We start from the raw sequence: 26,329 nt of genomic DNA, 5'->3' as shown, positions 1-26,329 counted from the left end.
GCCCTGTTTGTCCGAGCAAGCGAGTTTCGTGGACGCAGACCGCCGTCGCCGGACAGCGTCCCGTCGGCAGGCGGACGACCGTCCAGGGAGCACGCCACGCATACCCGCCTCAGGGAGTCCGAGCGCACCACGCATGGGACACGCACGCTCGCCGGAGAGCACCCCGGTGACCGGCAGCCGGCCCTCGAAGGGCAGACAGCGGTCACCGGACAGCGCTCCCCGCTGAGTCAGGCGTCAGACCTCGACCACCACAGGGATGATCATCGGGCGGCGGCGGTAGGTGTCGCTCACCCAGCGGCCGACGGTACGCCTGACCACGCGCCGAATCTCCTGCATGTCGACCACCCCGTCGGCGGCCTTGGCCTCCAGAGCCTTCTCGATCTGGGGGATGAACTGGTCGAACTGCGCGGGATCGATGCCCGAGCCTCGGGCGTGGATCTCCGGCCCCGCGGTGAGCTTCCCGGTGTTCGAGTCGACCACGATCACCACCGAGATGAACCCCTCGTCACCGAGGATCCTGCGATCCTTCAGCGAGGTGTCGGTGATCTCACCGACCGAGGAGCCGTCGACGTACACGTAACCCGCGTGGACCGCACCGACGATCTTGGCTCGGCCGTCGACCAGGTCCACCACGACGCCGTCCTCGGCGATCACGATGTGGTCCTCCGGCACCCCGGTGAGCTCCGCGAGTCTCGCGTGCGCGCGCAGGTGCCGCCACTCTCCATGGACGGGCATGAAGTTGGACGGACGCGTCAGGTTGAGGACGTACAGCAGCTCGCCGGCGGCCGCGTGCCCCGAGACGTGCACCTTGGCGTTGCCCTTGTGCACGACGCGAGCCCCCCACCGGGTCAGCCCGTTGATCACCTTGTTGACCGCGGTCTCGTTGCCGGGGACCAGCGACGAGGCGAGCAGCACGGTGTCGCCCTCGGCGACCCGGATCGGGTGGTCGCGGTTGGCCATCCGCGACAGCGCGGCCATGGGCTCGCCCTGGGAGCCGGTGCAGACGAGCACCACGTCCTCCGGCGGCCACGCCTCGATGTCGCGGGAGTCGACGATCAGCTCCGGCGGCACCTTGAGGTAGCCGAGATCACGGGCCACCCCCATGTTGCGCACCATCGAGCGGCCGACGAGCGCCACCTTGCGACCGTGCCGGGCGGCCGCGTCCATGACCTGCTGGATGCGGTGCACGTGGGAGGCGAAGCTGGCGACGATGACCCGCTGCTCGGAGGTGCGGATGACCTCGTCGATGACCGGCCCGATCTCCCGCTCGCTGGTGACGAACCCCGGCACCTCGGCGTTGGTCGAGTCGGACATCAGCAGGTCGACGCCCTCGGATCCGAGGCGGGCGAACCCGCCCAGGTCGGTGAGCCGGCCATCGCTCGGCAACTGGTCCATCCGGAAGTCGCCGGTGTGCAGGACGATGCCCGCAGGCGTCCGGATGGCGACGGCCAGGGCGTCGGGAATCGAGTGGTTGACCGCGAGGAACTCACATTCGAACGGCCCGAACCTGTGCCGCTCGCCCTCGATCACCTCCAGCTTGGTCGGCTGGATGCGGTGTTCGGTGAGCTTGGCCTCGATGAGGGCCAGGGTCAGCCTCGATCCGATGAGCGGGATGTCGCGCCGCTCGCGCAGAAGGTAGGGAACCGCCCCGATGTGATCCTCGTGGGCGTGCGTCAGCACCACGGCCTCGACGTCGTCGAGCCGGTCCCTGATGTACTCGAAGTCGGGCAGGATCAAGTCGACGCCCGGCTGGTCCGGCTCGGGGAAGAGCACCCCGCAGTCGACGATCAGCAGACGGCCTTCGTACTCGAAGACCGCCATGTTCCTGCCGATCTCACCGAGCCCGCCCAGCGCGACGATGCGCAGGCCGCCCTCAGGCAGCGCCGGTGGGGGCCCGAGCTCCGGATGTGGATGACTCATGCTCGTGTCCCCTTGTTGAATCGTGTTCTCAAAACTCCCGGTTCCTCCCCGTTCTTAGGTATCTGTCAACTTCACTCCGCCTGCCACCAGGCAAGCACGCAGCTCAGCGTTCTGTCTTTCCGTCTCGGCGACCAGCGGCGACCGTACGGGACCCACAGGCATGCCCACCATGGCCAGCGCGGCCTTGGCCATGATCGCGCCACCCGCGCTCATCATGATCCCTTCGACCACGGGGGCCAGCTGGCGGTGCACGGCGAGGGCCTCGGCGACATCTCCGTCGCGGTACAGCTCGATCATGCGGGCCAGTTGCGCCCCGACCACGTGACCCACGACGCTCACGAAACCGGCCGCGCCGACCGACAGCCACGGCAGGTTGAGCACGTCGTCACCGGAGTAGTAGGCGAGATCGGTCATCGTCATCACCTGGCTGCCGGCGAACAGGTCGCCCTTCGCGTCCTTCACGGCGACGATGCGTTCGTGCTGCGCCAACCGGATCAGGGTCGTGGTCTGGATCGGCACGCCACTGCGTCCAGGAATGTCATAGAGCATCACCGGCAGGTCCGTCGAATCGGCCACCGTGGCGAAATGCCGATAGAGCCCCTCCTGCGGAGGCTTGCTGTAGTACGGCGTGACCACGAGCAGGCCGTGCGCACCGGCACGCGCCGCTGCCTTCGCCAACTCGACGCTGTGACGCGTATCGTTCGTACCCGCACCTGCCACCACGGTAGCCCGATCCCCGACCGCTTCGAGGACCGTACTGAGGATACGCTGCTTCTCCTCGTCGGAGGTGGTGGGCGACTCGCCTGTCGTACCGCTCACGATCAGGCCGTCGTTGCGCTGCTCGTCCACCAGATAGACGGCGAGCCGCCGCACGGCCGGATAGTCGACCGCGCCGTCGGCGGTGAACGGCGTGACCATGGCGGTCAGCATGCGGCCGAAGGGTGCTTCCGTGGTTCCAGTTGGCGATGCCATAGTGCGAACGCTACCTGGATTCCCAAAACCCTTGGACGCCGCCACCCCGCTTCGCCCACCTCACAGGCCATCCAGGGCACCACTTTTCATGACATCCCGGACATCCACGGCTCGCACCCGCCGTCACCGCCCCCGCCCAGGTCCGGACGCGGTGGACCCGGATCGCGACCCCTGGCCCCGCCGTTCGAAACCCGGGCGCCGTCATTCGCCATGCGGCAAGCAACGGTCACCAGCCGACGGCCGGCATTGGGAGACCGGCTTTGGGCGGCCGACGCTGGGAGACCGGCGCCGGGAGGCTCTTGCATGGGCGCTGCCTAGGAGGAGAACGGCGAGGGAAGATCGGCGTGGGGAGGAGCCGCCGAAGCGCGGGAACGGCGACATAGGCCGGAGTTGTCTCTGACAGCACGCACTGATCGGCTCAACAGCAGCAGACCGGCGTGTAGGGGGCTGCGTCGCGGGGCTCACGGGCGCGGTCTTGGACCCGGAACGCAAGGTCGAGCCCAACGCGCCAGACCGGCGAGACGCGAGACACGAGACGGGCCAGACTCGCGAGACGGGCCAGACTCCGGGGACCGACCAGACTGGCAGGACTCGCGAGGCGGGGAACGGAAGGGCCCAGGCCAGAGGGTCCTCTACCACCCCTCATTGGAAGAGGTCGCCGATATGTGCTCGGGGGTACACACATCGACGACCTCTACCGGAGAATCGCCCCGTCTTACATCGGCGTTACAAGGTTTCTCCGATAATTTTGCGCGGCCGCAAAGTTGGGGCTCCAAGGGTCGTCGATGACGGTCGGTTACCTGCCGAATACGGCAACATAGGGCAACGCCTCACCCGAACCCCCCAGGGATGAACTAGTGGCCACCTCAGATCCGGTCTACCTGCGCGTCGTAGAGGACATTCGGCGGCAGATCAACGACGGCACCCTTTCCCCGGGCGCGCCCATCCCCTCACGGGCGCAGTTGACCCGGAAATACCAGGTCGGTGAGACCGCGGCTCGTCATGCGCTCCGTGTGCTGGTCGCCGAGGGCCTCATCATCGGCCGCGTGGGATCGGGCCATTATGTCAGGGAGCGTCCCATTTTGTGGCCCCTGCACAGATGGCGCTTCCCCGACCACCCCACCCCGTTCGCCGCCGATCTGCAGACGCAGGGCCGGCGTGTGACGTGGGAATGGCAGAGCGACTCCGCCGAGGCCACTCCCGAGATCTCGAGACGGCTGCGGGTGCCGCTGTCGACCAAGTTGACGAGAACCCGTTACCTGTACCGCGGGGACGGGAAACCGCTCCAGCTCGCGACCTCGTACGAGTCCGTGGAGTTCGCGGCGCATCTGGACGAGGAGCGGCGCAGCGTCGTGGCCAGGATGTACGCGCACGGCGTCAAGATCACGGAGATCCGGGAGACCGTGCACACGCGGGTGCCGCGGCCGGGCGAGGCGGACGCCCTGCAACTTCCGGCGGGTACGCATGTCCTGCACGTGGAACGTACCCACTGGGCCGGCGAGCGCCCGGTCGAGACCAGCGACATCGTGCTCCCCGGCGACCGCTTCCGGGTCATGTACAGCATGCCCGTCTAGCCGGACCGTTCACGGGCGCCCCTGCACAGGCCGTTCACCAGAACGCCCTCCTCTCCTGTGCAGGCGAACCGCCCCGCGAGTGCCAGGTCCACGAGCGCCCGCCCACGCGGTCACGCCCATCCCGACCGGATCGAGTGTCGACTCTCGGAGCTACAGAGACATCCCGCCCAGCCAGGCAGAAAGCGGCTCCGCCGTTGCCTGCTCGGATGGCTCGGACACCCGTTCGGAGCGCGCTGTCGCCTGGAAGGCGGCACAGGCACGCTGGAGAGCCGCGGGCGCATCCCCGTCGTTGTCCACTCACGACGGATCAACGGCTCAGGCGCATGCGGAAGGCAACGCACGCAGAGCGGCGCAACGTTGCACCGCCCCGTCTGCTCCGCGCAGCGTCGAGCCGACGGCGGGCCCCTCGGTGTCATGCCGAACCGACGGCTCACCTCCTCCGCGCCATGCCGAACCGACGGCCACCTCCTCGGCGCGACACCGGAGTGACGGCCCAGCATTCTCTCCTGAGCCGGCCGTCCACGCCTCCGAAAGCCGCCCAGTGCACATACAGGGCGAGGCTGCTACCGAGCCGATGTCCGCAGCCAAGTCTGTCGGTCCTCGTTGATAGAACCGTCCTGTGCGAGTCAAAGATCTGCCCGCGCGGGAGCGCCCCCGAGAGCGACTCATGACGAGCGGGCCGACTGCGCTCGCCGATCGTGAGCTGCTGGCCGTGCTGCTGGGCTCCGGGTTCCGCGGGGTGAGCGCGATGGACCTGGCCTCACAGGTGATCGAGCACTGCGGCGATCTCGACGGCCTGGCTCGCTCCGAGCCGCACCGGTTGCTGGCCGTGCCAGGTGTGGGGCCCGCAAAGGCGGCGCGGGTGGCGGCGGCCTTCCATCTCGTACGCCGGGCGCAGGCCGACCCCGAGCGCCCGAGGATCACCAACACGTCAGACCTGGCCGTGGTCGCCGCTCCGCTGCTTCGCGGCCTGTCGCGCGAGCGGCTGGTCGTGGTGGTGTGCGACCCACGAGGGGCGGTGCTGCGGCGCATGGTCCTCACGGAAGGCGGCGCCGACCACACGGCGGTGCCGGTACGCGAGATCGTCACGACGGTTCTGACGTCCGGTGGCGCGGCGTTCGGCGTGGCCCACAACCATCCCAGCGGTTCCCTCGACCCGAGCGACGACGATCTCTCGGCCACGGGCAGGTTGGCGGCGGCAGCGAGCACGGTGGGCCTGCGCTTCCTCGACCACCTGATCATCACGGATGCGGCCTGGCGACGCGTCCCCACTCCCGAGCCGCCCCCACCGATCCCGGCACCCCGGCGGGCACCCAGAACGCGGCCCGCAAAGGGCACCACACCGCAACAGGTAAGTCCCACCTCCCCCAAAAAGCCATGATCCCGCCGATAGCGCGGAACGCCAGTGACGGCACGAGACCGCATGCCATCCTTTTCGCGCGGGACGGCCGTGGCGGAGATTCCAGGCCGGTACCCGCCGCGACGCGGTCCCGCGACACCCGGAAAGCGCGGGACCGCGTCCCTCCTACGAGGAACCCGTCCCCCTCGCAGACCCCCGGGGAGCGAATCGGGGGCCTGCGAGGGGGACCGCCCCGGCCACCTCTTGCGGCAGGCTGGGCAGCCGGGATACCCGGGGCCTTGCGGGCGCGGTGAGTGAGCGTTCACGCACTCCGCAAGGCCCACTTCCATCAGATGCGAGCGACAAGCGTCCGATGGAGGGCTTGGGTGTCGCAGGCCTCGGCGCGGGGCCTGCGAGAAATCGGAAGCAACAGGTGGCTGGCGGCATCCCCAGTGGCGGTCTCCGTGTGCGGCTACGCGTTCTCTTGCGAGCGGCGACATCCAGCAGACGACTGAACAAGGCACGACTGAGAACTCCGAACGCGATGGGGCAGGTCGACGCCAGCAGATGAGCCGAGGCCGGCGGAGGAACGCTTGGCAGGTCGGCCGCGAAAAGTGCACAGGAGAGGCGAAAGGCCAGCCAAATGGCCATCTTCGCTCAGCGCGGCCGGCCTCAGACTCGGACCCCCCGCGAGTGATCAGCGGACGGACCTGCAGCTCCTTACCAGGAATTTGTCATGGCGAGAGTCAAGTGCCGACGCGGACAGCCGCTCACACCCATGGGAGACGGCGAGCAAAGGAATGAGCTGCATCAGTCACAGACCAGAAGGCCGTATGAGGCCGAGGCCACAACACTCGAGCCAGCGCGTCATCACATCCCGCTTCGATCAACGGGCCATGGAAACCGAAACTCGGCAGACAGTCTCCGAACGGCAGGAAACCGACAGGTACCTCCCGACAACACCGACTCGCCCAGCAAGCGGGCGGCATCCCCTGCGGCTCCGCGATCCCATACAGGTGGTGACATCCGCGCCTACCAATCCACGAGCGAAGCTCCCCCTAAAGCGCCCTCGCACACCTCAGCAAGATCGACAAAATATCCCTACCCGTCCCCACACTGCATTGGCCCTGGCTGCGATCATCCGGGGTGATGCCAGCATCATTCTTCGCCTACCTCGCTTGTTGATCTTTCGGATGAATCTGAGGCCGCCGGCCTGGCAGAGCTCGTACAGCACGTGCCGACAGACCGGGGCGTACTCGCACACCCGCACCCGTTCACTCCACTCCACTTCCGGCTCCCAGTCGATCTCCATTGCGGCCCCGACGAGCAATCCCACCTGACACCTGCGGCAGAACTCAAGCTCCGAGGACATGTTCAGTATCGTACACGACACGTATTCATTGGTCTAGCTCGTATCCAGTGGTTCGCACGGGCGTCTGCTTTGTACTTTGATGTACGGTTTGGTCTATACTCCCTGCGTGCTTGATCGTGAGGGTCCCGTACCTATCTACAAGCAGGTCGCCGATCTGATCCGCGAGCAGATCGAACGCGGAGAGCTGAAGGCCGGCGACCCCGTTCCCAGCGAGGCGAAGCTGGAGCGGGACTACGAGATCGCCAGGACCACCGCTCGGCGGGTGGCGCGGGAGCTGCGTGAGCAGGGGATGGCGTACACCATCCAGGGCGAGGGCACGTTCGTCGGTCCGCCGGGTGGGCCGCGGTCAGCGCGGAAGGTGCCGCTGTACCAGAAGATCGCGGAAGAGATCGCCGAGCGGATCAGGCAAGGCGAGTTCCCGCCGAACCGGGCGATCCCCGGCGAGAAGTCCATGATGAGCGAGTACGGCATCGCCAAGGTCACCGCCCGGCAGGCAGTGGCTCACCTGAGGGACCTGGGCTGGGTGTTCACCGTCGCCTACCGCGGCACGTTCGTGAGCACCCCCGACAAGTGGCCGGACGAACACCAGCAGTAGTCCTCCAAGGTCACGGCAACCCTCGTACGCTGAGCACCATGGTCGATCCCGAGGGCGACACTCATCTCTACCTCCAGATCAGCTCCATCCTTCGCGCCCGGATCGCCACCGAGCTCCGACCTGGCTCGCCGGTGCCGAGCGAGGCGGAGATCCAGCGGGAGTTCGGCGTGGCCCGCACAACCGCGCGGCGCGCGATCGCGGTTCTCCGCACCGAAGGACTCGTTCACACGGTTCAGGGCGAGGGCACGTTCGTGGGCCCAGGAAAAGACACGCCGCGCGATGCCTGCAAGATGCCGCTCTATCAGCAGATAGCGCAGGATCTCCGCGATCGCATCATGGCCGGCGACCTGTCCCCCAAGCGCTCCATCCCAGGGGAGAGCGTGCTGGTGGAGCAGTACAGCGTCGCGCGAGAGACCGTGCGACGGGCGATGGCGCTGCTTCGTGAGCAAGGGTGGATCTACACGATCGCGCAGCGGGGAAGCTACGTCTGTCCCAAGGAGTCGTGGCCCAAGGAGTCGTGGCCCAAGGAGTCGTGGCCTGCCACGGTGGCCGTAGGCGGTGTCGAGCCGAAGGAGCCGCGCCCGAACCCGGCAGCGCCCTGAGGACGCGGGGCGCACGCGGGAGAGGCCACACGGTAGCCACCCACGGCTCCTTCTGACGTGTACGAGCAGCCGGCAGCGTACCGACCAGGCAACAGGTAGGCCCCGTTCTCAGGATCGTGCCGCGTGGGAAGTGCTGGCGCGTGGATACAAGGCGTTCTACCGCACCGATGTCCCCGACGAGGGGTACGAGGAGACCTGGCGGCGGCTGATGGACGGCGGGGAGGTGTACGGGGTCGGCGCATGGCTGGACGGGCAGTTGGTCGGCATCGCGCACTACCTGTTCCACGTGACCTTCTGGTCGGCCGAGTCGTGTTATCCGGTACGACTATCCCGTGGGACGGATCTCCTAGGGCGTGTCTTCACGCGGCATGCGCTGGGGCAGCCACCGCAGAGCCGCGTCGGCGCAGTTCTCGGGGCTGGTGTTGAACGCGATGGCCGCGTCGGGCGCGTGCCGGCGGACCAGGTTGACCACCTTCTCGAAGAGTTCGAGCAGCGGCTCGTGCGTGCGGATGCCGCCGCCGATCACCACGCAGGCGTAGTCCTCGCGGGTCAGCGCCTCCTGGATCGCTCCTTCGGGGTTCTCCTCGAGTGCCACCAGGCACCAGTCGGCCTCGACGCCATGATCTTCGAAACGGGCCCGACCGCGCGCTATCGCCGCCCGGACAGGCTCGGGGTCCCAGCCCGGGAGCTTGGCGGGATCGAGGCCGAGCACCAGTACTCGTGCCGCTGTCACGCTTCCTCCTTCTCACAGAACGATCGCACGCCGGTGCGTTGGGCGAAGGCGTCCATCGACACAGCCGATCTCCTCCAGAGGGCGCACGTATCCCGATCCTGCCACGCGCTCCCCGACGTGAGGGCTCGGTTCCAAGGGCGTTCGGCCGGGACGCGCCTTGGTGCCCTACGGCAGGAGGGCGTCGGCGAGCAGGCGCCAGTGCGGCATCGCGGTCCGGCCCGGCTCGACGCCGATCACCTGGACGCCGACGTGGTCCGCGCCGGCCTCGACGTGGCCGTGGAGCTTCTCGACGACGGCGTCCAGGTCGCCCCAGAACACCAGGTCGTCGACGAGGCGGTCGCTGCCGCCGTTGGCGATCTCCTCCTCCGTGTAGCCCAGCCGGCGGAACTTCGCGATGTTGTACGGGCTGGTGAGGTAAGGGTGCAGGTGCTCCCGCGCGACGGCGCGGGCCTTGGCCGGGTCGGATTCCAGCAGCACCGGGTGTTCGACGCCCAGGAACGCGTCCGGCCCGAGGATCTCCCGCGACTGCGCGGTGTGGGCCACGTTGACGTGGTAGGCGTGGGCACCGGCGGTGCGGTCGCGGGCGAGTTCGAGCATCTTCGGCCCGTACGCGGCCAGGATGCGGCGCATCGGCGCCGCCGGCTTGGGGTTGGGCGTGTCGACCGCGTCCATCTCGTCCAGATACTCGGCCATGGCCGCCAGCGGCTTGACCCCCGGCCGGGCGAGGCCGCCGAATCCCAGGCCGAGCACGTGCCGGTCAGGGTAGGCGTCGGCCAGGAGCAGGGCCGCGCCCTGCGTCCACCGGGCGTCGCGCGACCAGATCTGCGCGATGCCGTTGATCACGTGTATCCGCCGGGTGCAGGAGAGCAGGTAGCCGGCGTGCGTGAGCGCTTCGCGCCCCATCAGCTCGGGGATCCAGAACGCCCGCCATCCCCGATCCTCCAGCTCCTGGATCTCGTCGCGCATCCGCGCGGCGGGCTGACCCTCGAAGTCGAAGGTCCAGACGCCGTACGTCCCCAGCTCCAGGCCATCCAGGCTGCCCATCGAACGCCTCCTTGTCCACGTGTCACATTTACCAACATATCGGACTATCGCAGAATCTCGATATGACTGGCAACTCGGGCGACGGAAGAAGGGTCGTGAACCCCTAGAGGGTCTCTCCGAGGACGGTGACGAGCTGGGCGATGCGCTGCTCGTCGCGCTTGTAGTGGGTCCACTTGCCCACGCGGGTGGACCGGACCAGGCCGGCCCGCTCCAGTTCCGCCATGTACGCCGACACCGTCGACTGGGCCAGTCCCGCCTTGGCCTGGATGTGGCTCACGCACACCCCGACCTCGGCCGGGTCGGCGATCGCCTGTTCGGGCGGGAAGTGGCGCTCCGGCTCACGCAGCCACGACAGTAGCTGCAGGCGCATCGGGTTCGACAGTGCCCGCAACGCGCGGACCACGTCGGGATCCGGTGGTACCGCAGCCTCCGTCATAGGCCCAGGATATAGGGCGCTACGAACGTTTCGGACTAATCCGATATGAAGGGATGTGAGGGCCCCGCCACGCGGTAGTGCACGCAGACCACCGTGGACGAGTCGTCCACCTCGTGGCCCTCGCCGGCCCAGTACCGCCGATGAGCCTCGCGCCAGTGGTCGACCGAACGGAAGCCCTCACCCTCCGCCTCGGCGAAGTCCCAGGTGACCTCGCCGAACGGCACCAGCCGGACATCCACGACCTCCAGCTCCGCCGCCTTCGCGCCCGAGTCGTCCACCAGCGCCAGGCGCTCGCCGACCTGCTCCAGCGGCTCGCCCTCCGCGTGGTAGTCGAGCTTCAGCAGGCCGGCCGTGGCCGTCTTCACACCGGCCAGGGTGAGCTCCGTCAGGCGCCTGCGCATCTCGCCGGGGCTGCCGAGCTCGATGACCCGCAGGCCGTCCATCCGTCCCCACATACGGCGGATCGTATCGCTCAACCACACCTCAGAACACCGGGATGATGTCCTCCGGGTCGATGAAGTCCACCGGCACGCCTTCGAGGTCGAGCTCCGGGATGGCGGGGAAGTCGATGCCCCAGCGCTCGACGATGGCGCGGACGCGGGCCATGGCCACCCGCCAGTTCTCCGCCTGGTCCTCGTACGACAGCACCCCGAGCCCCGCGTCGCGGGCGTGGTCCATGAGGACGCGGTGGTTGGCCAGGAAGTACGGCGGCAGCTCCCAGAAGCCCCCGGGCGGCTCCCAGAGGATCATGGACAGGAACACGAACCCGGCCCGGAGCTGGCGGGTGATGAGGACGCGGGTGTCGTCGGTGAGGCCCGGCCACTCGTTCTCCAGGATGGTCATGCAGATCTGGAGGTGCCGGGACTCGTCGCGGCCGATGCGGTGGAACATCTCCCCGAACACCGGGTGCGTGGTGCCCGACGCCATCCCCCTGAACAGGGTGGACGCGGCCATCTCCCCCATCATGAAGCTGGTGAACAGCACGGGCAGGCTGTACTTGCCGACGGCGGTGTTGTAGCCGTTCCAGTAGCGGCCGCCGTTGTGGTACAGCCAGCCGATGTTGTTGTGCGCCGCCCGCTCCAGGTCGTCGGACGGGGTCCAGTCGAGGGGGCCGCCGGGCCAGAGCTTGGCGATCGCGCGCTGGCAGCACTCCTCGTGGTTCATCTCGTCGCGGGTGATGGAGAAGAAGCACTTGCGGACCGGGTCCTCCTCGTGCTTCTCGAACGCCTGGATGGTGGCCCGGGCGAAGACCGCCGGCCCCGAGGCGTCGAAGTTCGCCAGCACGGCGAACCAGTACATGATGCCGAGCCGCTGCTCGCGGGTGAAGTCGGCCGGGTCGAGGCCGTCCCAGGGCAGGTCGGCGGGGTTCCAGACCGAGCGCTTGGACTTCTCGTAGATGGCCGCGAGCTTGGCCGTCTCGACCCGCCACTCCATGGGGTAAATGTTCGGCTGCGGGATCTCCGGGGCAGGCCAGAAGCCGCCCTCCGGGATCGTGAGGTCCGCCATGTGACACCTCCACCCCCCATCCTGCGCGGAGCCGTCATGCCTGGCAAGCGTCTGAGCCGCACGACGCGGCGGGTTCACGCACGGGTGCGCTGGGTGATCGCCACACACGCCAGTACGGCCAGCGCCCCCGCCACCGTCGCCGCCCCGAACCGCTCCCCCAGCAGGAACCACGCCCACACCAGCGTGAGCACCGGCTGCGTGAGCTGCGTCTGGCCCGCGCGGGCGATCCCGCCCCTGGCCAGGCCGGCGTACCAGGGGATGAAGCCGACGAACATCGACACCACCGCCACGTACGCGAAGCCGGCGAGCGCCTCGGCCGACGGATGGACCGGCGTCGTCACGGCCAGCACAGCGGTCACCGGCGCGGTGAACGGGAGGGACAGGACGAGCGCGTATGAGATGACCTGCCAGCCGGGCGTGTCGCGGGCGAGCCGGCCGCCCTCGGTGTAGCCGACGGCCGCCGACAGGAGCGCGCCGACGAGCAGCAGGTCGGCCCACGTGCCCGTCACGCCGGAGCGGGTGAGCGTGAACGCGGTGATCGCGAGCGCGCCGGCCGCGCAGGCGACCCAGAACAGCGGCCGGGGGCGCTCTCCGGCGCGCAGCACGGCGCAGGCGGCGGTGGCGGCGGGGAGGAGGCCGATCACGACGGCAGAGTGGGCGGTCGTCGCCCCGAGGTGCAGCGCCAGGCCGCTGAAGACCGGGAAGCCGAACACGACGCCGAGCGAGACCAGCGCGTACGAGCCCCACTGGCGCCGGGGCGGCAGGAGCGGGAGCCGGGCGACCCGGAGGCAGAGGAGCGCGATGACGGCGGCCACGACGGCCCGGCCGACGGCGACGAGCCAGGGGTCGAAGCCCCGCATCGCGAACACGGTGGCCGGCATCGAGCCCGAGAAGGCCAGCACGCCGAGGAAGGCGAGCCCGGTCCCGCCCTGCCGCGTGACCTGGGGCGGGCGGACCGCTATCCCGTCCGCGACGATAGCGCTATTCTGCTCTTTCATGGACAACGATAGCAGTATCGCCCAGATCGCCGCGATACTGCGCGAGGAGGCCGGTCGGCTCCGGCCCGGCGACCGGCTGCCCTCCAGCCGCGAGGTCATGCGGCGGCACAACGTGAGCCCGGTGACCGTGTCCAGGGCCCTGGGCCGGCTCGCCGCCGAGGGCGTGGTGGTCACGCGGCCGGGCAGCGGCGCGTTCGTGGCGCACCGCACCGAGCGGCCCGCCGCCGCGCCGGACCTGTCGTGGCAGACGGTCGCGCTGGGCGACCGGGTGGTGGACGAGTCGGCCGTGGTGGCCCTGCTGAGCGGCCCGCCCGAGGGCGTGGTGCCGCTCACCGGCGGCTACCCGAACCCGGGGCTGCGGCCGGACCGGCAGCTCGCGGCCGCGGCGGCGCGGGCGGTGCGCCGGCCGGACGCGTGGGCGATGCCGCCGCTGAACGGGCTGGCCGAGCTGCGCCGCTGGTTCGCGGCCGAGGCGGGCGGCGACGTGACGGCCGCCGACGCGCTGATCGTGAGCGGTGGCCAGGCGGCCCTGACGCACGCGTTCCGGGCGCTGGCCGCCCCCGGCACGCCGGTGCTGGTGGAGACGCCGACCTACCCGGGCGCCCTGGCGGCGGCCAGGGCCGCGGGGCTGCGGCCGACCGCCGTGCCGATGGACCGCGACGGCGTACGGCCCGACCTGCTGGCCGAGGCGTTCGCCGTGACCGGAGCGCGGGTGTTCTTCACCCAGCCGACGCTGCACAACCCCACGGGCGCCACGTCACCGCGCGAGCGCCGCGAGCAGGTGCTGCAGGTGGCGCGGGCGGCGGGCGCGTTCGTGGTCGAGGACGACTTCGCCCGCTACCTGACCGACGAGGCGCCACCGCCGATGGTCTCCATGGACGAGCACGGCGTCGTCGTCTACATCGCCTCGCTCACCAAGGCGCTGTCGCCGAGCATGCGGGTGGCGGCCGTGATCGCGCGCGGGCCGGCGGCGCACCGGCTGCGGGCGAGCCAGCTCGTGGAGTCGTTCTTCGTGGCGCGGCCGTTGCAGGAGACGGCGGTCGAGTTCCTCGGCTCGGGGGCGTGGGGACGGCACCTGTCGGCGCTGCACGCCGAGATCGCGACGCGCCGTGACGCGCTGGCGGCCGAGCTGGCCCGGCGCATGCCGGAGGCGGAGCCGTACCTGCTGCCGAGGGGCGGCATGCACCTGTGGCTGCGGCTGCCGCCCGAGGTGGACGAGACGGCCCTGGTCGAGGCGGCCAAGCGCAACGGCGTGCTGGTGAGCCCGGGGCGGATGTACTACCCGTCGGAGCCGCCGGGGCCGCGCGTGCGGGTCACGCACATCGCGGCGACGCACCTGGCCGAGCTGGCGGAGGGGGTACGGCGGCTGGCCGACTCCCTCCACCGCGTGTCATGAGGGCGTGCCGGCGAAGACCTCGTAGTGCTCGACCGTCAGCTCCCGGTCCACCAGGTACCTGTCGTCCTCCGGGTAGAAGACCGCCGTCTCCGGCGCGTCGCCGGCGAACGCCCTGACCGCCTCCCACGACTCCCACAGCGAGATCAGGAAGAACTCGGTGCGGTCGCCGTCGTCGCGCCGGGTGAAGTACGCCCCCCGGTTGCCCGGTGTCGTGGTGTAGCCGGGGAACCCGGTGCCCATCAGGTAGTCCTCGTAGGCCGAGGCGTCATGGGCTCTGGTCCATCCCCGCCAGGTGCGAACGATCATAGGGACCACCGTACAGTGGTGGCATGTCGGCACCCGCGGAGCTCGTGCGCGACTTCGTGAACACGTTGGACGTGGAGTCCGGCGCGGACGAGCTGGCCTCCCCGGCGGAGCTGGCGCTGTGGCTGCGCGAGCGCGGCCTGGCCGGCCCGCTCGACCGGGCCACCGACGACGACCTGACCACCGCGCTGGCCCTGCGCGAGGGGCTGCGCGCCGCACTCCGCCGGGGGAACGACGGCAGCGGCGGGTTACCCCTCCTGCCGCTCCGGCTGGCGATCGACCCGAGGCCCCGGCTGGTGGCGGTCGAGACCGGCATCCCGGGCGCGCTGGCCATGATCGCCGCCGCGGTCACCGACGCCTCCTGGGACCGGCTCAAGGTGTGCGCGGAGATCACCTGCGAGTGGGCGTTCATCGACTTCTCGAAAAATCGATCTCGGTCGTGGTGCTCCATGCGGGTCTGCGGCAACCGCACCAAAACGCGCGCCTACCGGGCGAGGAAGCAGGGTTCGCGTCGTCTCCAAGCCTCAAACACCGATACGGTGTAACTCGTGCCTTGTGGCACGAACGGCAGGCGAAGGAGCGGGCCGAGATGGCAGACGTAGGCGTCCGGGCGGCCCGGCGCGAGGATGTGCTCCAGGTGGCGAATGTTCAGATCCGCGCCTGGCGCTACGGCTATCGGGATTTCCTGCCCGAGGGCCCTTTGGAGCAGATGACCGGCCCGGCGGCCGAGAAGATGTGGCTGCGCCAGTGGGACGAGGCGATCGTCGCCCCGCCCACGTCGAGGCACCGGGTGCTGGTCGCGGTGGAGACCATCCTCGACACCGAGGGGTTCCCCGCGCTGGGCGTGGGCGGCAGCGGCGTCCCCGCCACCCCGCGAGGCGGTGAGCGCGTGGTGGGCCTGGCCTCGCACGCGCCGGCCGAGGACCCCGACCTCGACCCCACCGAGGTGGCCGAGATGCTGACGCTGCTGGTGGACCCGGACTTCGTCCGGCGCGGCCACGGCAGCCGCCTGCTCAACGCGACGGTCGACCACCTGCGCCAGGACGGCTACCGGCAGATCGCCACCTGGGTGTTCGCCGACAACTACGCGGTGCTGGGCTTCCTGGAGTCGGCCGGCTGGGGCGAGGACATGGCCGAGCGCGTGCTCGACATGGGCCGCCCGATCCGCATGGTCAGGCTCACCACCGATATCAGCTAAGGGATCTTCGAGATGGCAACCCCCGGCCAGTGGATCGCCGGCGCGCGTCCCCGCACCCTGCCCAACGCCGTCGTGCCCGTCGTGGTCGGCACCGGCGTGGCGATCGGCGAGGGACAGCCGATCTGGTGGCGCGCGGTCGTCGCACTGCTCGTGGCGCTGCTGCTGCAGATCGGCGTCAACTACGCCAACGACTACAGCGACGGCGTGCGCGGCACGGACGACGAGCGGGTGGGCCCCATGCGGCTCGTCGGCTCGCGGGCAGCGACGCCGCCGCAGGTGCTGGCCGCCGCGCTCGGCTGCTTCGCCGCGGCGGCGGTGCTCGGGCTCACCCTCGTGATCGCCACCCGGGCGTGGTGGATCCTGCTCGTGGGCGCCGCGTCGATCGCCGCCGCCTGGTTCTACACGGGCGGCAAGAGCCCGTACGGCTACCGGGCGCTGGGCGAGGCGGCCGTGTTCGTCTTCTTCGGCCTGGTGCCGGTGATGGGCACGGCGTACGTGCAGACCGAGCAGCTCTCGTGGGCGGCGCTGCTGGCCTCGATCCCGGTGGGGCTGCTGTCGTGCTCGATGCTGGTGGTCAACAACCTGCGGGACGTGAACACCGACGGGCCGGCCGGCAAGCGGACGCTCGCGGTGGTGCTGGGCGCCGAGCGCACGCGCACGCTGTACGCCGTGTGCCTGATCGCGCCGTTCGTGGTGGCGGTCGCGATGCTCCCGTGGGCGCCGCTGGCCCCGCTCGCCGTCCTGGCGGCGCCGCTGGCGGTCATGCCGGTCAAGACGGTGCTGCACGGCGCGGTCGGGCCGGCGCTGATCGGCGTGCTCCAGCAGACGGGCAAGCTCCAGATGGCGTACGGCCTGCTGTTCGCGATCGGCCTGGCCGTCAGCCTCTGACCCCTGGCCGTCACCGGCGGACCGACGCGCTCATGACGACACGGGGCGCCACCTCGATGCCCAGCTCGCGCTCGTGCTCCACCAGCGCCCGCAGCTCCGGCCCCCACGCCGCCTCCGGCAGCACACCGAAGCCGTGCCGTTCGTACCAGGGGGCGTTCCACGGCACGTCCCGGAACGTCGTCAGCGTCACCGCGGGAGCGCCGCACGCCAGCGCGTGGTCGCGCACCGCCGCGACCAGCCGCCCGCCGATCCCCTGCCGCATCCGCTCGGGACGCACGGCGAGCTGTTCCAGGTGCAGGTTGCCGTCCACCCGCCCCACCAGGGCGAAGCCCGCCGGCGGAGCGCCCTCGACCAGGACCGACGAGGGGTCCACGACCTCCTCGACCTGCGTCGTCCCCGGCGGGAACGTGATCCCGACCTGCTCGAACAACGCGTCGGCGGCCAGCTCTATCTCCACCAGGCCGGGCAGTTCCCCGGCTTCGGCCCATCGCACCATGGCGACACGGTCTCATGTTCGGGCGGGACGGCGCCTCTGTATTAGTGTGCAGAGCGTGTGGCTCGGCGGTGCGGCGCCGGGACTCCTTCGGCACCCGTGCCCACTCGCCTGCTCGCAGGCGGTGGGCACGCCGTGTCTCTCCGGGGTCTCCGAGAGCCTCAGAGGTCCAGCAGGGGCTCCAGGCCCACGGTCAGGCCGGGCAGCTCCCGAACCCTGCGCACGCCGAGCAGCACGCCCGGGGTGAACGCCGCCCGGCTCATCGTGTCGTGCCGGATGGTGAGGATCTCGCCGCCGCCGCCGAGCAGCACCTCCTGATGCGCGATCAGCCCCGCCAGCCGGACGGCGTGCACGTGGACGCCGCCCACGTCGGCGCCGCGCGCGCCGTCGAGCTCGGTGCTGGTGGCGTCGGGCATGGCGCCGAGCCCGGCCTTGGCCCGCGACTCGGCCACCAGCTCCGCGGTACGGCGGGCGGTGCCGGAGGGGGCGTCGGCCTTGTTCGGGTGGTGCAGCTCGACGATCTCGACCGACTCGAAGTGGCGGGCCGCCTGCTGCGCGAAGTGCATCATCAGCACGGCCGCGATCCCGAAGTTGGGCGCGATCAGGGCGTTGGTGCCCGGTGAGGCCGCCAGCCAGCCGCGTACGGTGTCGAGCCGCGCGGCGTCGAAGCCGGTGGTGCCGACCACCGGGTGGATGCCGTGCCCGATCGCCCACTCCAGGTTGCCCATGACGACGTCGGGATGGGTGAAGTCGACCACCACCTCGGCGCCTTCCAGGCCCTCGACGGCGTCGTCCTTGTCGAGCGCGGCCACCAGCTCCATGTCGGAGGCCGCCTCGACCGCCTTGCACACCTCGACGCCGACACGACCGCGGGCGCCGAGCACACCTACCTTGATCACACGGTCAACCCTATACGGCCGGTCCGCGCGGGCCACAGGAGGACCCGCGCGGGGCGGCCGGCGTCAGGAGATGGCGCCGGAGAAGTCCTTGTCACCGTACGGGCCGATCACGGCGAGCGTGAGCGGCCGGGTGAGGACGTCGGCGGCCACCTCGGCGACCTCGTCGGGCGTGACCCCGTCGATGCGCGCCAGCACCTCGTCCACGGACAGCAGCTCGTCGTAGACCAGCTCGTTCTTGCCGATCCGCGACATGCGCGAGCCGGTGTCCTCCAGGCCGAGGACGAGCCCGCCGCGCATCTGGCCCTTGCCGCGGACGATCTCGTCGGGGTCCAGCCCCTCGGAGACCACCCGGGCCACCTCGTCCCGGCAGATCTTCAGCACATCGTCGATCTTGGACGGGAGGCAGCCGACGTAGATGCCGAACTGCCCGGTGTCGGCGTAGGCCGAGGTGTAGCTGTAGGCCGAGTAGGCCAGGCCGCGCTTCTCCCGGATCTCCTGGAAGAGCCGGGACGACATGCCGCCGCCGAGCGCGGCGTTGAGCACGCCGAGCGCGAAGCGGCGGTCGTCGGTGCGGGCCATGCCGGTGGTGCCGAGCACCAGGTTGGCCTGCTCGGTGGGGCGGTCGAGCACCGTCACGCCGGAGTGCGTCTCGATGCCCGGGCCGGTGGTGCGCGGCGGGTCGCAGTCGAGGGGCCCGCCGAGGGCGCCCGCCCGCTCGTACGCCCGCGCGACCAGCTCGACGACGTCCTCGTGCCGGACGTTGCCGGCGACCGAGACGACCGTGCGGCGCGGCTCGTAGTAGCGGTGGTAGTACTCGGCGATCCGCTCACGGGGCAGCGCGTTGATCGACTCGACCGTGCCCAGGATGGGCCGCCCGATCGGCGAGTCGCCGTACAGCGCCGCCGCGAACTGCTCGTACACGACGTCAGACGGGTCGTCGTCGTGCATGGCGATCTCCTCCAGGATCACGCCCCGCTCGGACTCCACGTCGTCGTCGGTGATCAGCGAGCTGGTCACCACGTCGGCGAGCACGTCGACCGCCACCGCCAGGTCCTCGTCGAGGACCCGCGCGTAGTAGCAGGTGTACTCCTTGGCGGTGAACGCGTTGATCTCGCCGCCGATGCCCTCGATGGAGGCCGAGATCTCCATCGCGTCACGCGTGGGGGTGCCCTTGAACAGCAGGTGCTCAAGGAAATGGGTGGCCCCCATGTGCTCGGGGGCCTCATCCCGGGAACCGATGCCGACCCACATGCCGACCGCGACACTGCGCACGGTCGGCATGGTCTCGGTCACCACGCGCAGTCCACCTGGGAGAACGGTGCGCCTGACGACCCCGGCCCCTTCATGGCCGGGGTGCAGCGTGGTGGTGAGGGTCACGAGTTACGGTCGTCGGCGTCGTCGCGGGGAGCGCGGACCCGCGTGCGGGTGCGGCGGGGCCGCTCCTCACGGGGCTTGTCGTCGGCGGCCGGGGCCCCGTCCGCCGAGGCCTGCTCGCCCCCGGTCTCGGCCTTGCCCTCCTGCTCGGCGGCCTCCTTCTCGATGACCTCGACGGGAACGAGGGAGAGCTTGCCGCGCTGGTCGATCTCGGCGATCTCCACCTGGATCTTCTCGCCGACGCTCATGACGTCCTCGACGTTCTCGATGCGCTTGCCGCCGTGCAGCTTGCGGATCTGCGAGACGTGCAGCAGGCCGTCCTTGCCCGGCATGAGCGAGACGAACGCGCCGAACGCGGCGATCTTGACGACCGTGCCGAGGTAGCGCTCGCCCACCTCCGGCATGTGCGGGTTGGCGATGGCGTTGATCGCCGAACGGGCCGCCTCGGCGGACGGGCCGTCGGTGGCGCCGATGTAGATCGTGCCGTCGTCCTCGATGGTGATCTCGGCGCCCGAGTCGTCCTGGATCTGGTTGATCATCTTGCCCTTCGGGCCGATGACCTCGCCGATCTTGTCGACCGGGACCTTGATCGTGATGATGCGCGGCGCGGTCGGGTTCATCTCCGCCGGGGAGTCGATCGCCTCCTGCATCACGTCGAGGATCGCCAGGCGGGCGCCCTTGGCCTGCTTGAGGGCACCGGCCAGCACACTGGCGGGGATGCCGTCGAGCTTGGTGTCGAGCTGCAGGGCGGTGATGACGTCCTTGGTGCCGGCGACCTTGAAGTCCATGTCGCCCATGGCGTCCTCGGCGCCGAGGATGTCGGTCAGCGTCACGTAGTTGTCGCCCTCACCGATCAGGCCCATCGCGATGCCCGCGACCATGGCCTTGAGCGGCACGCCGGCGTCGAGCAGCGCCATCGTGGAGGCGCAGACCGAGCCCATCGAGGTGGAGCCGTTGGAGCCGAGCGCCTCGGACACCTGCCGGATCGCGTACGGGAACTCCTCGCGCGTGGGCAGGACCGGGATCAGCGCCCGCTCGGCCAGCGCGCCATGGCCGATCTCGCGGCGCTTGGGCGAGCCCACCCGGCCGGTCTCACCGGTGGAGTAGGGCGGGAAGTTGTAGTTGTGCATGTAGCGCTTGGTCCGCTCAGGGTTGAGCGTGTCGATGACCTGCTCCATGCGCAGCATGTTGAGCGTCGTGATGCCCATGATCTGGGTCTCGCCGCGCTCGAACAGGGCCGAGCCGTGCACCCGGGGCACCACGTGGACCTCGGCCGACAGGGCGCGGATGTCCTTGGTGCCACGGCCGTCGATGCGAATGCCCTCGTTGACGACCCGCTCACGCATGAGCTTCTTCATCACCGAGCGGAACGCGGCGCTGATCTCCTTCTCGCGTCCCTCGAACTCGGGCAGCAGCTTCTCGGCGGCCAGCGCCTTGACCTTCTCCAGCTCCGCCTCGCGCTCCTGCTTGGGAGCGATGGTCAGCGCGGCGGCCAGCTCGGTCTTCACCGCGTTCTCGACCGCTGCGTAGACGTCCTCCTGGTAGTCGAGGAAGACGGCGTACTCAGCGGTCTCCTTCGCGGCGACCTGCGCGATGCGCGACTGCGCCTCGCACAGCACCTTGATGAACGGCTTGGCGGCCTCCAGGCCCTGCGCGACCGTCTCCTCGGTCGGGGCCACGGCGCCGTCGGCCACCAGCTTCAGCGTGTCCTTGGTGGACTCGGCCTCGACCATCATGATGGCGACGTCGCCGTCGGCCAGCACCCGGCCGGCCACGACCATGTCGAAGGTGGCCCGCTCCAGCTCGGAGTGGGTCGGGAAGCCCACCCACTGGCCATCGATCAGCGCGACGCGGACGCCGCCGATCGGGCCGGAGAACGGCAGGCCGGCGAGCTGCGTCGACAGCGACGCGGCGTTGATCGCGACCACGTCGTACAGGTGGTCGGGGTTGAGCGCCATGACGGTGGCGACGACCTGGACCTCGTTGCGCAGGCCCTTGACGAACGACGGGCGCAGCGGCCGGTCGATCAGGCGGCAGGTGAGGATGGCGTCCTCGGAGGGACGGCCCTCACGCCGGAAGAACGAGCCGGGGATGCGGCCCGCGGCGTACATGCGCTCCTCGACGTCCACCGTGAGCGGGAAGAAGTCGAGGTTTTCCTTCGGCTGCCGGGACGCGGTGGTCGCGGACAGCACCATCGTGTCGCTGTCGAGATACGCGACGGCCGAACCCGCCGCCTGACGCGCCAGACGACCGGTCTCGAAACGGATCGTGCGCGAGCCGAACGCGCCGTTGTCGATAACGGCTTCGGCAGTGTGGACACCCTCCACGGGGGACCTCCTTTTGGTCGGTCACCCGCGCCCTCTTTTCTCACCGGCACCCTCGTTAGGTGCAGCGCCGGTCTTCGATCGAAGCGCCCGGTCTTGATTACCGGAAGCCACTACCGAGGACCGGCCCGCAGGCGTCGCGGGTCGCATGGTGCTGAGCGGACGCGGGGGCTGTAGTGTCTCGGATCTTCAGTTGTATGCCAGATGCCCACCGCGTCAGCGGCGACACACCGGCCTTCTGCGCCATATGAGAAGGGAGCGACGCGGACGCCGCTCCCTCACCATGTTATCGCCGCAGGCCGAGCCGCTCGATGAGCGAACGGTAACGCGCGATGTCGACCTTCTGCAGGTACTTCAGCAGGCGGCGCCGGCGCCCGACGAGCAGCAGCAGACCACGACGGCTGTGGTGGTCGTGCTTGTGCGTCTTCAGGTGCTCGGTCAGCTCGCTGATGCGCTTGCTGAGCAGCGCGATCTGCACCTCGGGCGACCCGGTGTCGCCGTCGGCCGTCGCGTACTCGGAAATGATGGTCTTCTTGGCAGCGGTGTCGAGGGACACGGCTCTCCTTCAATCTACGGGCACGCCTGGCGAACAGGAAAGCGAGCGACCGTGCGTGCCTACAGTCACCGCAGCGAAGGCCGTCAGGGCAGCGCGCTGCGGCGCCGTCACAGAGCCGACATGCAAGAGTACCACCACGTGCGGCGTGTCCGCGTACTCCGCGTGACGCCGCGCCCCGAAAGGCGGCGCGGAGACGGCCCAGGAGGCAGGCTGCGACGGCGGTCAGGCGGTCAGGCGGCGGACCGCGGCGACGTCGGCGTTGATCTGCTCGACCAGCGCCTCGATCGAGTCGAAGCGGGTGTTGCCGCGCAGCCGGGCCGCGAACTCCACCGCGACGTGCACGCCGTACAGCTCCAGGTCGTCGCGGTCCAGCGCGTACGCCTCGACGGTGCGCGGCACGCCCTCGAACGTCGGGTTGGTGCCGATCGAGATGGCGGCGGGCCAGCGCTCGCCCGGGTAGACGACCGGCAGGTTGGCGACGGGCACGCACTCCATCCATCCGGCGTAGACCCCGTCGGCGGGGATGGCCGTGTGCGGCGGCGTCTCGACGTTGGCCGTGGGGAAGCCGAGCTGACGGCCACGCTGGTAGCCGCGCACCACCACGCCCTCGACCCGGTGCGGGCGGCCGAGCTCCGCGGCAGCGCCCTCGACGTCGCCCGCCACCAGCCGCTCCCGGACACCGGCGCTGGAGACCCCGTCGAGCAGCGGGACGGTCTCCACCGTGAAGTCGTGCTTGTCCCCCAGCGCGCGCAGCGTCTCGACGTCGCCCGCCGCCCGGTGACCGAACGTGAAGTCCTCGCCGACCACGACCGTCGCGGCGCGCAGCCGGTCGGACAGCACGGTCTCGGCGAAGTCGTCGGCGCTCGTGCGCGACAGCTCCAGCGTGAACTCCAGCACGCACACCTCGTCCACGCCCAGCGCGGTCAGCAGCTCCGCGCGCCGCCGCGGCGTGGTCAGCCGGGGCGTCCGCGAGCCGGGCACGACGACGTCGTCGGGGTGCGGCTCGAACGTGACGGCCACGCAGCGGGCCCCCAGCTCGCGGGCGGCGGCGACGGCCCGCTCGATCACCCGCCGGTGCCCGCGATGAACGCCGTCGAAGACGCCGACGGCGACCACGGATCTCTCCGAACCCTGCACGCCACCCTGCACGCCGGCCCCATTCGCTCGTGGCGGATCAGTCCCCCCAAGCCTGCCATGCGGCCGGGCGTTCGCTCCAATCGAGGGGGGCGATGGAGAGGAGTAGCATCGGTCGCACCATGCCTCGATACGCGCTGCTGATCCTGCCCGCCTACAACCGCGTCTACGGCGAGAGCTCTCCCCGGCTGACCCGGGCCGAGCTGGCCGTCTTCAGCGAGCGGGGGCTGCGCGGCGCGGTGTCGGACATCGGCGAGACGAGCATCGGCGGCCTGCCGTACGTGACGTTCGAGACGCCGGAGCCGCTGGACGAGGACGACGTCGCGCTGCTGTCCAACCTCTCGTCGGTCTACGCCCTGTTCAGGATGGAGGGGTCCGGGACGGAGGGGTCCGGGACGGCGGGCGACCTGCTGCGACCGCTGGCCATGCGACCGCTCGACCGGCTGAGCAGCGACCTGCTCACGATCCAGAAGTACGCGGGCAAGACCAACGAGCACTTCACCAAGCTGCTGCTCAACGTCACCGTGCTGGCCTCCGACTTCCCGCTCGGCGGCAGGCTGTCCGTCTTCGATCCGATGTGCGGGCGCGGCACCACCCTCAACCAGGCCCTCATGTACGGCTACGATGCCTACGGGCTTGACGTGGACGGCAAGGACGTCGAGGCCTACACCGGGTTCATCAAGACGTGGCTGCGCAACAAGCGGCTCAAGCACACGGCCGAGACCGTGCCGGTGCGCCGCGAGCGGGCACTGGTGGGGCGGCGGCTCAACGTCGCCTTCGCGCTGTCGAAGGACGAGTTCAAGGCGGGCGACGTGCAGCACGTCTCCGTGGTCAACGCCGACACCCTGCGCAGCCGCGAGTTCTTCAAGCCCCGCTCGTTCGACGTGATCGTGACCGACGCCCCGTACGGCGTGCAGCACGGCAGCCACGGCGGGCGGGCCGGCGGCAAGGGGCTGTCGCGCAGCCCCCTGGAGCTGATCTCCAAGGCCGTGCCGGTGTGGGCGGAGCTGCTGCGGCCCGGCGGGGCGCTGGGCGTCTCGTGGAACACCTACGGCGGCGGCCGGGAGGAGCTGGCCGCCATCCTCGCCTCGGCGGGGCTGGAGGTGGCGGCGCTGCCCGACTTCGAGCACTGGGTGGACCAGGCCATCGTGCGCGACCTCATGGTGGCCCGCAAGCCGTAGAGATCGGATCTCTCGCTGCCGTTTCCCGGTTTCCCCGCGGCGCTCTTGACTCAAGCATGCCCCAATGCTCCCATGACTACAGAAGGTAGGAAAGTTTCCTAACCAGGAGCAGTCATGCGATCTCCCGCCCCCCTCGCGGCCGCCGTCCTCCTGAGCGCGCTGGTCGTGCCCGCCATCCCGGCCATGGCCGACCCCGTCGAGTCCGGCCCGTGGACGGAGTACTCCCCGTCGTTCAACGTCCAGGAGCGCGGCTGCGGCGACGTCAGCGACCTGACGTTCCGGCTGACCTGCGACGACGACAGCGGCGACCAGCGCGCCGAGCGACGCTACGCCACCTACTCCAGCGGCACCCGGCAGTTCGAGGGCTATTTCCGCATCACCAGCCTCGAAGGCAGCCGCATCAGCCTGAAACAGACGTTCAAGACCACCGGCCCGTACTTCATGCTCGCGGTCGAGCGGGGCGGACGGCTGTACGCCGTGCACGGCGGCGCCACGATCGCCACCGGCGCCACGGTCGGCACCACCGTCCGGGTCAACACGGTCCACGTGGTGGGCAGCACGCACCGGACGTACATCAACGGCTCGCTCAAGCACACCGTCTCCAGCGAGAGCGGCAGCTTCTACGACAAGTTCGGCGCCTACCGGACGTCGAGCGGCGAAGGGCCGGCGACGGTGGTGTGGAGCAACATCAGGTTCTGGCGCAAGTAGGACGGACGAGCCGATGAGCCCAGCGTCCCCGCGGCAGGTGCCGCCGGCGGTCCTCACGGTTCTGGCGGTGGCGCTCGCGCTGGTGACGGGCGGATGCTCGGCACCCGCCCAGCCGGTCGTCCCGAGGGCGTCGGCGGAGGGCGCCGTCCGGCTCACCGCGACGCTGGACTCGCCGACCGACGTCACGCTGCGCTGGCGCGGAGGGGGCCCGGCCACCGCCGGGTACGCCGTCGAGTTCGCCACCGACCTCGGAGGCCCGTACACGATCCTGGGCTTCCTGCCGCCGTCGCGCACCACGTACACGCACCCGGACCTGATCCCGCGCACCACGTTCACCTACCGGGTGCGGCCCCTCTACGGGCCGGCCTCCGAAGCCGTGGACGTCACCGTGCCCGGCCGCCCCGCCGGCGACCGGGACCAGCGGAACATCGCCTGGACGGCCCCCACCACCCGGCCCGGCGGCCCGCCCGCGACCAGGCCCGTCACCGGGCCGGGCGGCGCCCCGTCGAACCTGTCCGCGACCGTGCGCGACGGCGACGGCATCGCCTTCACCTGGACGGACAGGAGCACCGACGAGGAGGGCTTCCTGCTGGAGGACCGGCCGCGCGGGCAGCGGGACTTCCGGGTGGTGGCCTACCTCGACCCGGGCGTCAACGCCTTCGGCCTCATCACGCTGCCGGACGAGCGCCGCGCGGCCTACCGGGTGCGCGCGTTCAGGTACGGCCCGTCGTCCAACCTGGTCCACCGGACGACGGGAGGAGACCCCTAGGAGCCTCCGGGAGCC

Annotated in this window: 26 protein-coding genes; 11 read left to right on the top strand and 15 right to left on the bottom strand. The window is 70.3% G+C overall.

Annotated elements, in window-relative coordinates:
• Positions 1-234: 234 nt before the first annotated feature.
• Entirely contained in the window at positions 235-1,920 is a 1,686-nt protein-coding gene (locus tag AB0H64_RS22465) for a ribonuclease J (protein WP_357627503.1), read from the bottom strand.
• A 54-nt stretch (positions 1,921-1,974) separates the two neighbouring features.
• Positions 1,975-2,892 carry a 4-hydroxy-tetrahydrodipicolinate synthase gene (gene dapA / locus AB0H64_RS22460; RefSeq protein WP_357627500.1) on the bottom strand — a complete coding sequence of 306 codons (918 nt, stop codon included), beginning with the start codon at positions 2,890-2,892 and terminating at the stop codon, positions 1,975-1,977.
• An 857-nt stretch (positions 2,893-3,749) separates the two neighbouring features.
• On the opposite strand from dapA, the gene AB0H64_RS22455 reads away from it, so the two are divergent.
• The 4 genes from AB0H64_RS22455 to AB0H64_RS22440 all read left to right on the top strand — a co-directional run bounded on the left by AB0H64_RS22455 (position 3,750) and on the right by AB0H64_RS22440 (position 8,374).
• A complete protein-coding gene (locus AB0H64_RS22455; RefSeq protein ID WP_357627497.1) occupies positions 3,750-4,466 on the top strand; it encodes a GntR family transcriptional regulator in 717 nt (238 codons plus the stop codon).
• 619 nt (positions 4,467-5,085) lie between these two features.
• Positions 5,086-5,847 carry a DNA repair protein RadC gene (radC, locus tag AB0H64_RS22450; protein ID WP_357627495.1) on the top strand — a complete coding sequence of 254 codons (762 nt, stop codon included), beginning with the start codon at positions 5,086-5,088 and terminating at the stop codon, positions 5,845-5,847.
• 1,436 nt (positions 5,848-7,283) lie between these two features.
• A complete protein-coding gene (locus AB0H64_RS22445) occupies positions 7,284-7,772 on the top strand; it encodes a GntR family transcriptional regulator (protein ID WP_357627492.1) in 489 nt (162 codons plus the stop codon).
• Between the two features lie 38 nt (positions 7,773-7,810).
• The gene (locus AB0H64_RS22440) at positions 7,811-8,374 is read left to right on the top strand and encodes a GntR family transcriptional regulator (RefSeq protein ID WP_357627489.1); all 564 of its coding nucleotides are present in this window, start codon (positions 7,811-7,813) and stop codon (positions 8,372-8,374) included.
• Positions 8,375-8,720: 346 nt separating this feature from the next.
• Here AB0H64_RS22440 and AB0H64_RS22435 read toward each other — a convergent pair whose 3' ends face one another.
• The 6 genes from AB0H64_RS22435 to AB0H64_RS22410 all read right to left on the bottom strand — a co-directional run bounded on the left by AB0H64_RS22435 (position 8,721) and on the right by AB0H64_RS22410 (position 13,091).
• Entirely contained in the window at positions 8,721-9,107 is a 387-nt protein-coding gene (locus AB0H64_RS22435; protein ID WP_357627487.1) for a hypothetical protein, read from the bottom strand.
• A 165-nt stretch (positions 9,108-9,272) separates the two neighbouring features.
• Positions 9,273-10,151, bottom strand: a complete 879-nt coding sequence (locus AB0H64_RS22430) for a TIGR03620 family F420-dependent LLM class oxidoreductase (RefSeq protein ID WP_357627485.1) — start codon at positions 10,149-10,151, stop codon at positions 9,273-9,275.
• 103 nt (positions 10,152-10,254) lie between these two features.
• Entirely contained in the window at positions 10,255-10,587 is a 333-nt protein-coding gene (locus AB0H64_RS22425) for a metalloregulator ArsR/SmtB family transcription factor (protein ID WP_357627482.1), read from the bottom strand.
• Between the two features lie 35 nt (positions 10,588-10,622).
• Entirely contained in the window at positions 10,623-11,042 is a 420-nt protein-coding gene (locus tag AB0H64_RS22420) for an ASCH domain-containing protein (protein WP_357627479.1), read from the bottom strand.
• Between the two features lie 28 nt (positions 11,043-11,070).
• On the bottom strand, positions 11,071-12,093 hold the full coding sequence (locus AB0H64_RS22415) for a hypothetical protein (RefSeq protein WP_357627476.1): 1,023 nt from the start codon (positions 12,091-12,093) through the stop codon (positions 11,071-11,073).
• Positions 12,094-12,167: 74 nt separating this feature from the next.
• Positions 12,168-13,091: a DMT family transporter gene (locus AB0H64_RS22410; RefSeq protein WP_357627473.1), complete on the bottom strand. Its 924-nt coding sequence runs from the start codon at positions 13,089-13,091 to the stop codon at positions 12,168-12,170.
• On the opposite strand from AB0H64_RS22410, the gene AB0H64_RS22405 reads away from it, so the two are divergent.
• A complete protein-coding gene (locus tag AB0H64_RS22405; RefSeq protein WP_357627470.1) occupies positions 13,090-14,487 on the top strand; it encodes a PLP-dependent aminotransferase family protein in 1,398 nt (465 codons plus the stop codon). The genes AB0H64_RS22410 and AB0H64_RS22405 overlap by 2 nt on opposite strands.
• Here the strand turns inward: AB0H64_RS22405 and AB0H64_RS22400 are convergent.
• On the bottom strand, positions 14,482-14,793 hold the full coding sequence (locus tag AB0H64_RS22400; protein ID WP_357627467.1) for an antibiotic biosynthesis monooxygenase: 312 nt from the start codon (positions 14,791-14,793) through the stop codon (positions 14,482-14,484). The genes AB0H64_RS22405 and AB0H64_RS22400 overlap by 6 nt on opposite strands.
• 23 nt (positions 14,794-14,816) lie before the next feature.
• On the opposite strand from AB0H64_RS22400, the gene AB0H64_RS22395 reads away from it, so the two are divergent.
• Genes AB0H64_RS22395 through AB0H64_RS22385 form a run of 3 tightly spaced genes read left to right on the top strand, consistent with a single transcriptional unit; the run spans position 14,817 to position 16,876 of the window.
• Complete coding sequence (locus AB0H64_RS22395; RefSeq protein ID WP_357627465.1) at positions 14,817-15,335, top strand: CGNR zinc finger domain-containing protein; 519 nt, start codon at positions 14,817-14,819, stop codon at positions 15,333-15,335.
• A gap of 44 nt (positions 15,336-15,379) precedes the next feature.
• Complete coding sequence (locus AB0H64_RS22390) at positions 15,380-15,988, top strand: GNAT family N-acetyltransferase (RefSeq protein WP_175594322.1); 609 nt, start codon at positions 15,380-15,382, stop codon at positions 15,986-15,988.
• Positions 15,989-16,000: 12 nt separating this feature from the next.
• The gene (locus AB0H64_RS22385; RefSeq protein ID WP_357627463.1) at positions 16,001-16,876 is read left to right on the top strand and encodes a 1,4-dihydroxy-2-naphthoate polyprenyltransferase; all 876 of its coding nucleotides are present in this window, start codon (positions 16,001-16,003) and stop codon (positions 16,874-16,876) included.
• Between the two features lie 10 nt (positions 16,877-16,886).
• Here AB0H64_RS22385 and AB0H64_RS22380 read toward each other — a convergent pair whose 3' ends face one another.
• From AB0H64_RS22380 to AB0H64_RS22355, 6 genes are all read right to left on the bottom strand, one after another.
• Positions 16,887-17,372 carry a GNAT family N-acetyltransferase gene (locus AB0H64_RS22380; protein ID WP_357627461.1) on the bottom strand — a complete coding sequence of 162 codons (486 nt, stop codon included), beginning with the start codon at positions 17,370-17,372 and terminating at the stop codon, positions 16,887-16,889.
• Between the two features lie 158 nt (positions 17,373-17,530).
• Positions 17,531-18,268, bottom strand: a complete 738-nt coding sequence (gene dapB, locus AB0H64_RS22375; RefSeq protein ID WP_357627458.1) for a 4-hydroxy-tetrahydrodipicolinate reductase — start codon at positions 18,266-18,268, stop codon at positions 17,531-17,533.
• Positions 18,269-18,331: 63 nt separating this feature from the next.
• Positions 18,332-19,645 (bottom strand): pitrilysin family protein, encoded by a 1,314-nt coding sequence (locus AB0H64_RS22370; protein WP_357627455.1) that lies wholly within the window; start codon positions 19,643-19,645, stop codon positions 18,332-18,334.
• Positions 19,642-21,969 (bottom strand): polyribonucleotide nucleotidyltransferase, encoded by a 2,328-nt coding sequence (locus AB0H64_RS22365; protein ID WP_357627453.1) that lies wholly within the window; start codon positions 21,967-21,969, stop codon positions 19,642-19,644. Before AB0H64_RS22365 ends, AB0H64_RS22370 begins: the two co-directional genes overlap by 4 nt.
• Before the next feature lie 283 nt (positions 21,970-22,252).
• A complete protein-coding gene (gene rpsO / locus AB0H64_RS22360; RefSeq protein WP_357627450.1) occupies positions 22,253-22,522 on the bottom strand; it encodes a 30S ribosomal protein S15 in 270 nt (89 codons plus the stop codon).
• A 222-nt stretch (positions 22,523-22,744) separates the two neighbouring features.
• Positions 22,745-23,659 carry a bifunctional riboflavin kinase/FAD synthetase gene (locus tag AB0H64_RS22355; protein WP_357627447.1) on the bottom strand — a complete coding sequence of 305 codons (915 nt, stop codon included), beginning with the start codon at positions 23,657-23,659 and terminating at the stop codon, positions 22,745-22,747.
• Between the two features lie 119 nt (positions 23,660-23,778).
• Here AB0H64_RS22355 and AB0H64_RS22350 point away from each other — a divergent pair, with 119 nt between their 5' ends.
• From AB0H64_RS22350 to AB0H64_RS22340, 3 genes are all read left to right on the top strand, one after another.
• The gene (locus tag AB0H64_RS22350) at positions 23,779-24,837 is read left to right on the top strand and encodes an SAM-dependent methyltransferase (protein WP_357627444.1); all 1,059 of its coding nucleotides are present in this window, start codon (positions 23,779-23,781) and stop codon (positions 24,835-24,837) included.
• Between the two features lie 114 nt (positions 24,838-24,951).
• On the top strand, positions 24,952-25,545 hold the full coding sequence (locus tag AB0H64_RS22345) for a hypothetical protein (RefSeq protein WP_357627441.1): 594 nt from the start codon (positions 24,952-24,954) through the stop codon (positions 25,543-25,545).
• 13 nt (positions 25,546-25,558) lie between these two features.
• Positions 25,559-26,314: a fibronectin type III domain-containing protein gene (locus AB0H64_RS22340; RefSeq protein ID WP_357627438.1), complete on the top strand. Its 756-nt coding sequence runs from the start codon at positions 25,559-25,561 to the stop codon at positions 26,312-26,314.
• Positions 26,315-26,329 lie beyond the last annotated feature (15 nt).

The sequence above is a fragment of the Nonomuraea sp. NPDC050733 genome (assembly GCF_040654215.1).
In the GTDB taxonomy this organism is placed as follows: domain Bacteria; phylum Actinomycetota; class Actinomycetes; order Streptosporangiales; family Streptosporangiaceae; genus Nonomuraea.
The sequence above is the reverse complement of the archived record's forward strand: the minus strand, read 5'-3'. Positions and strand labels throughout refer to the sequence as shown.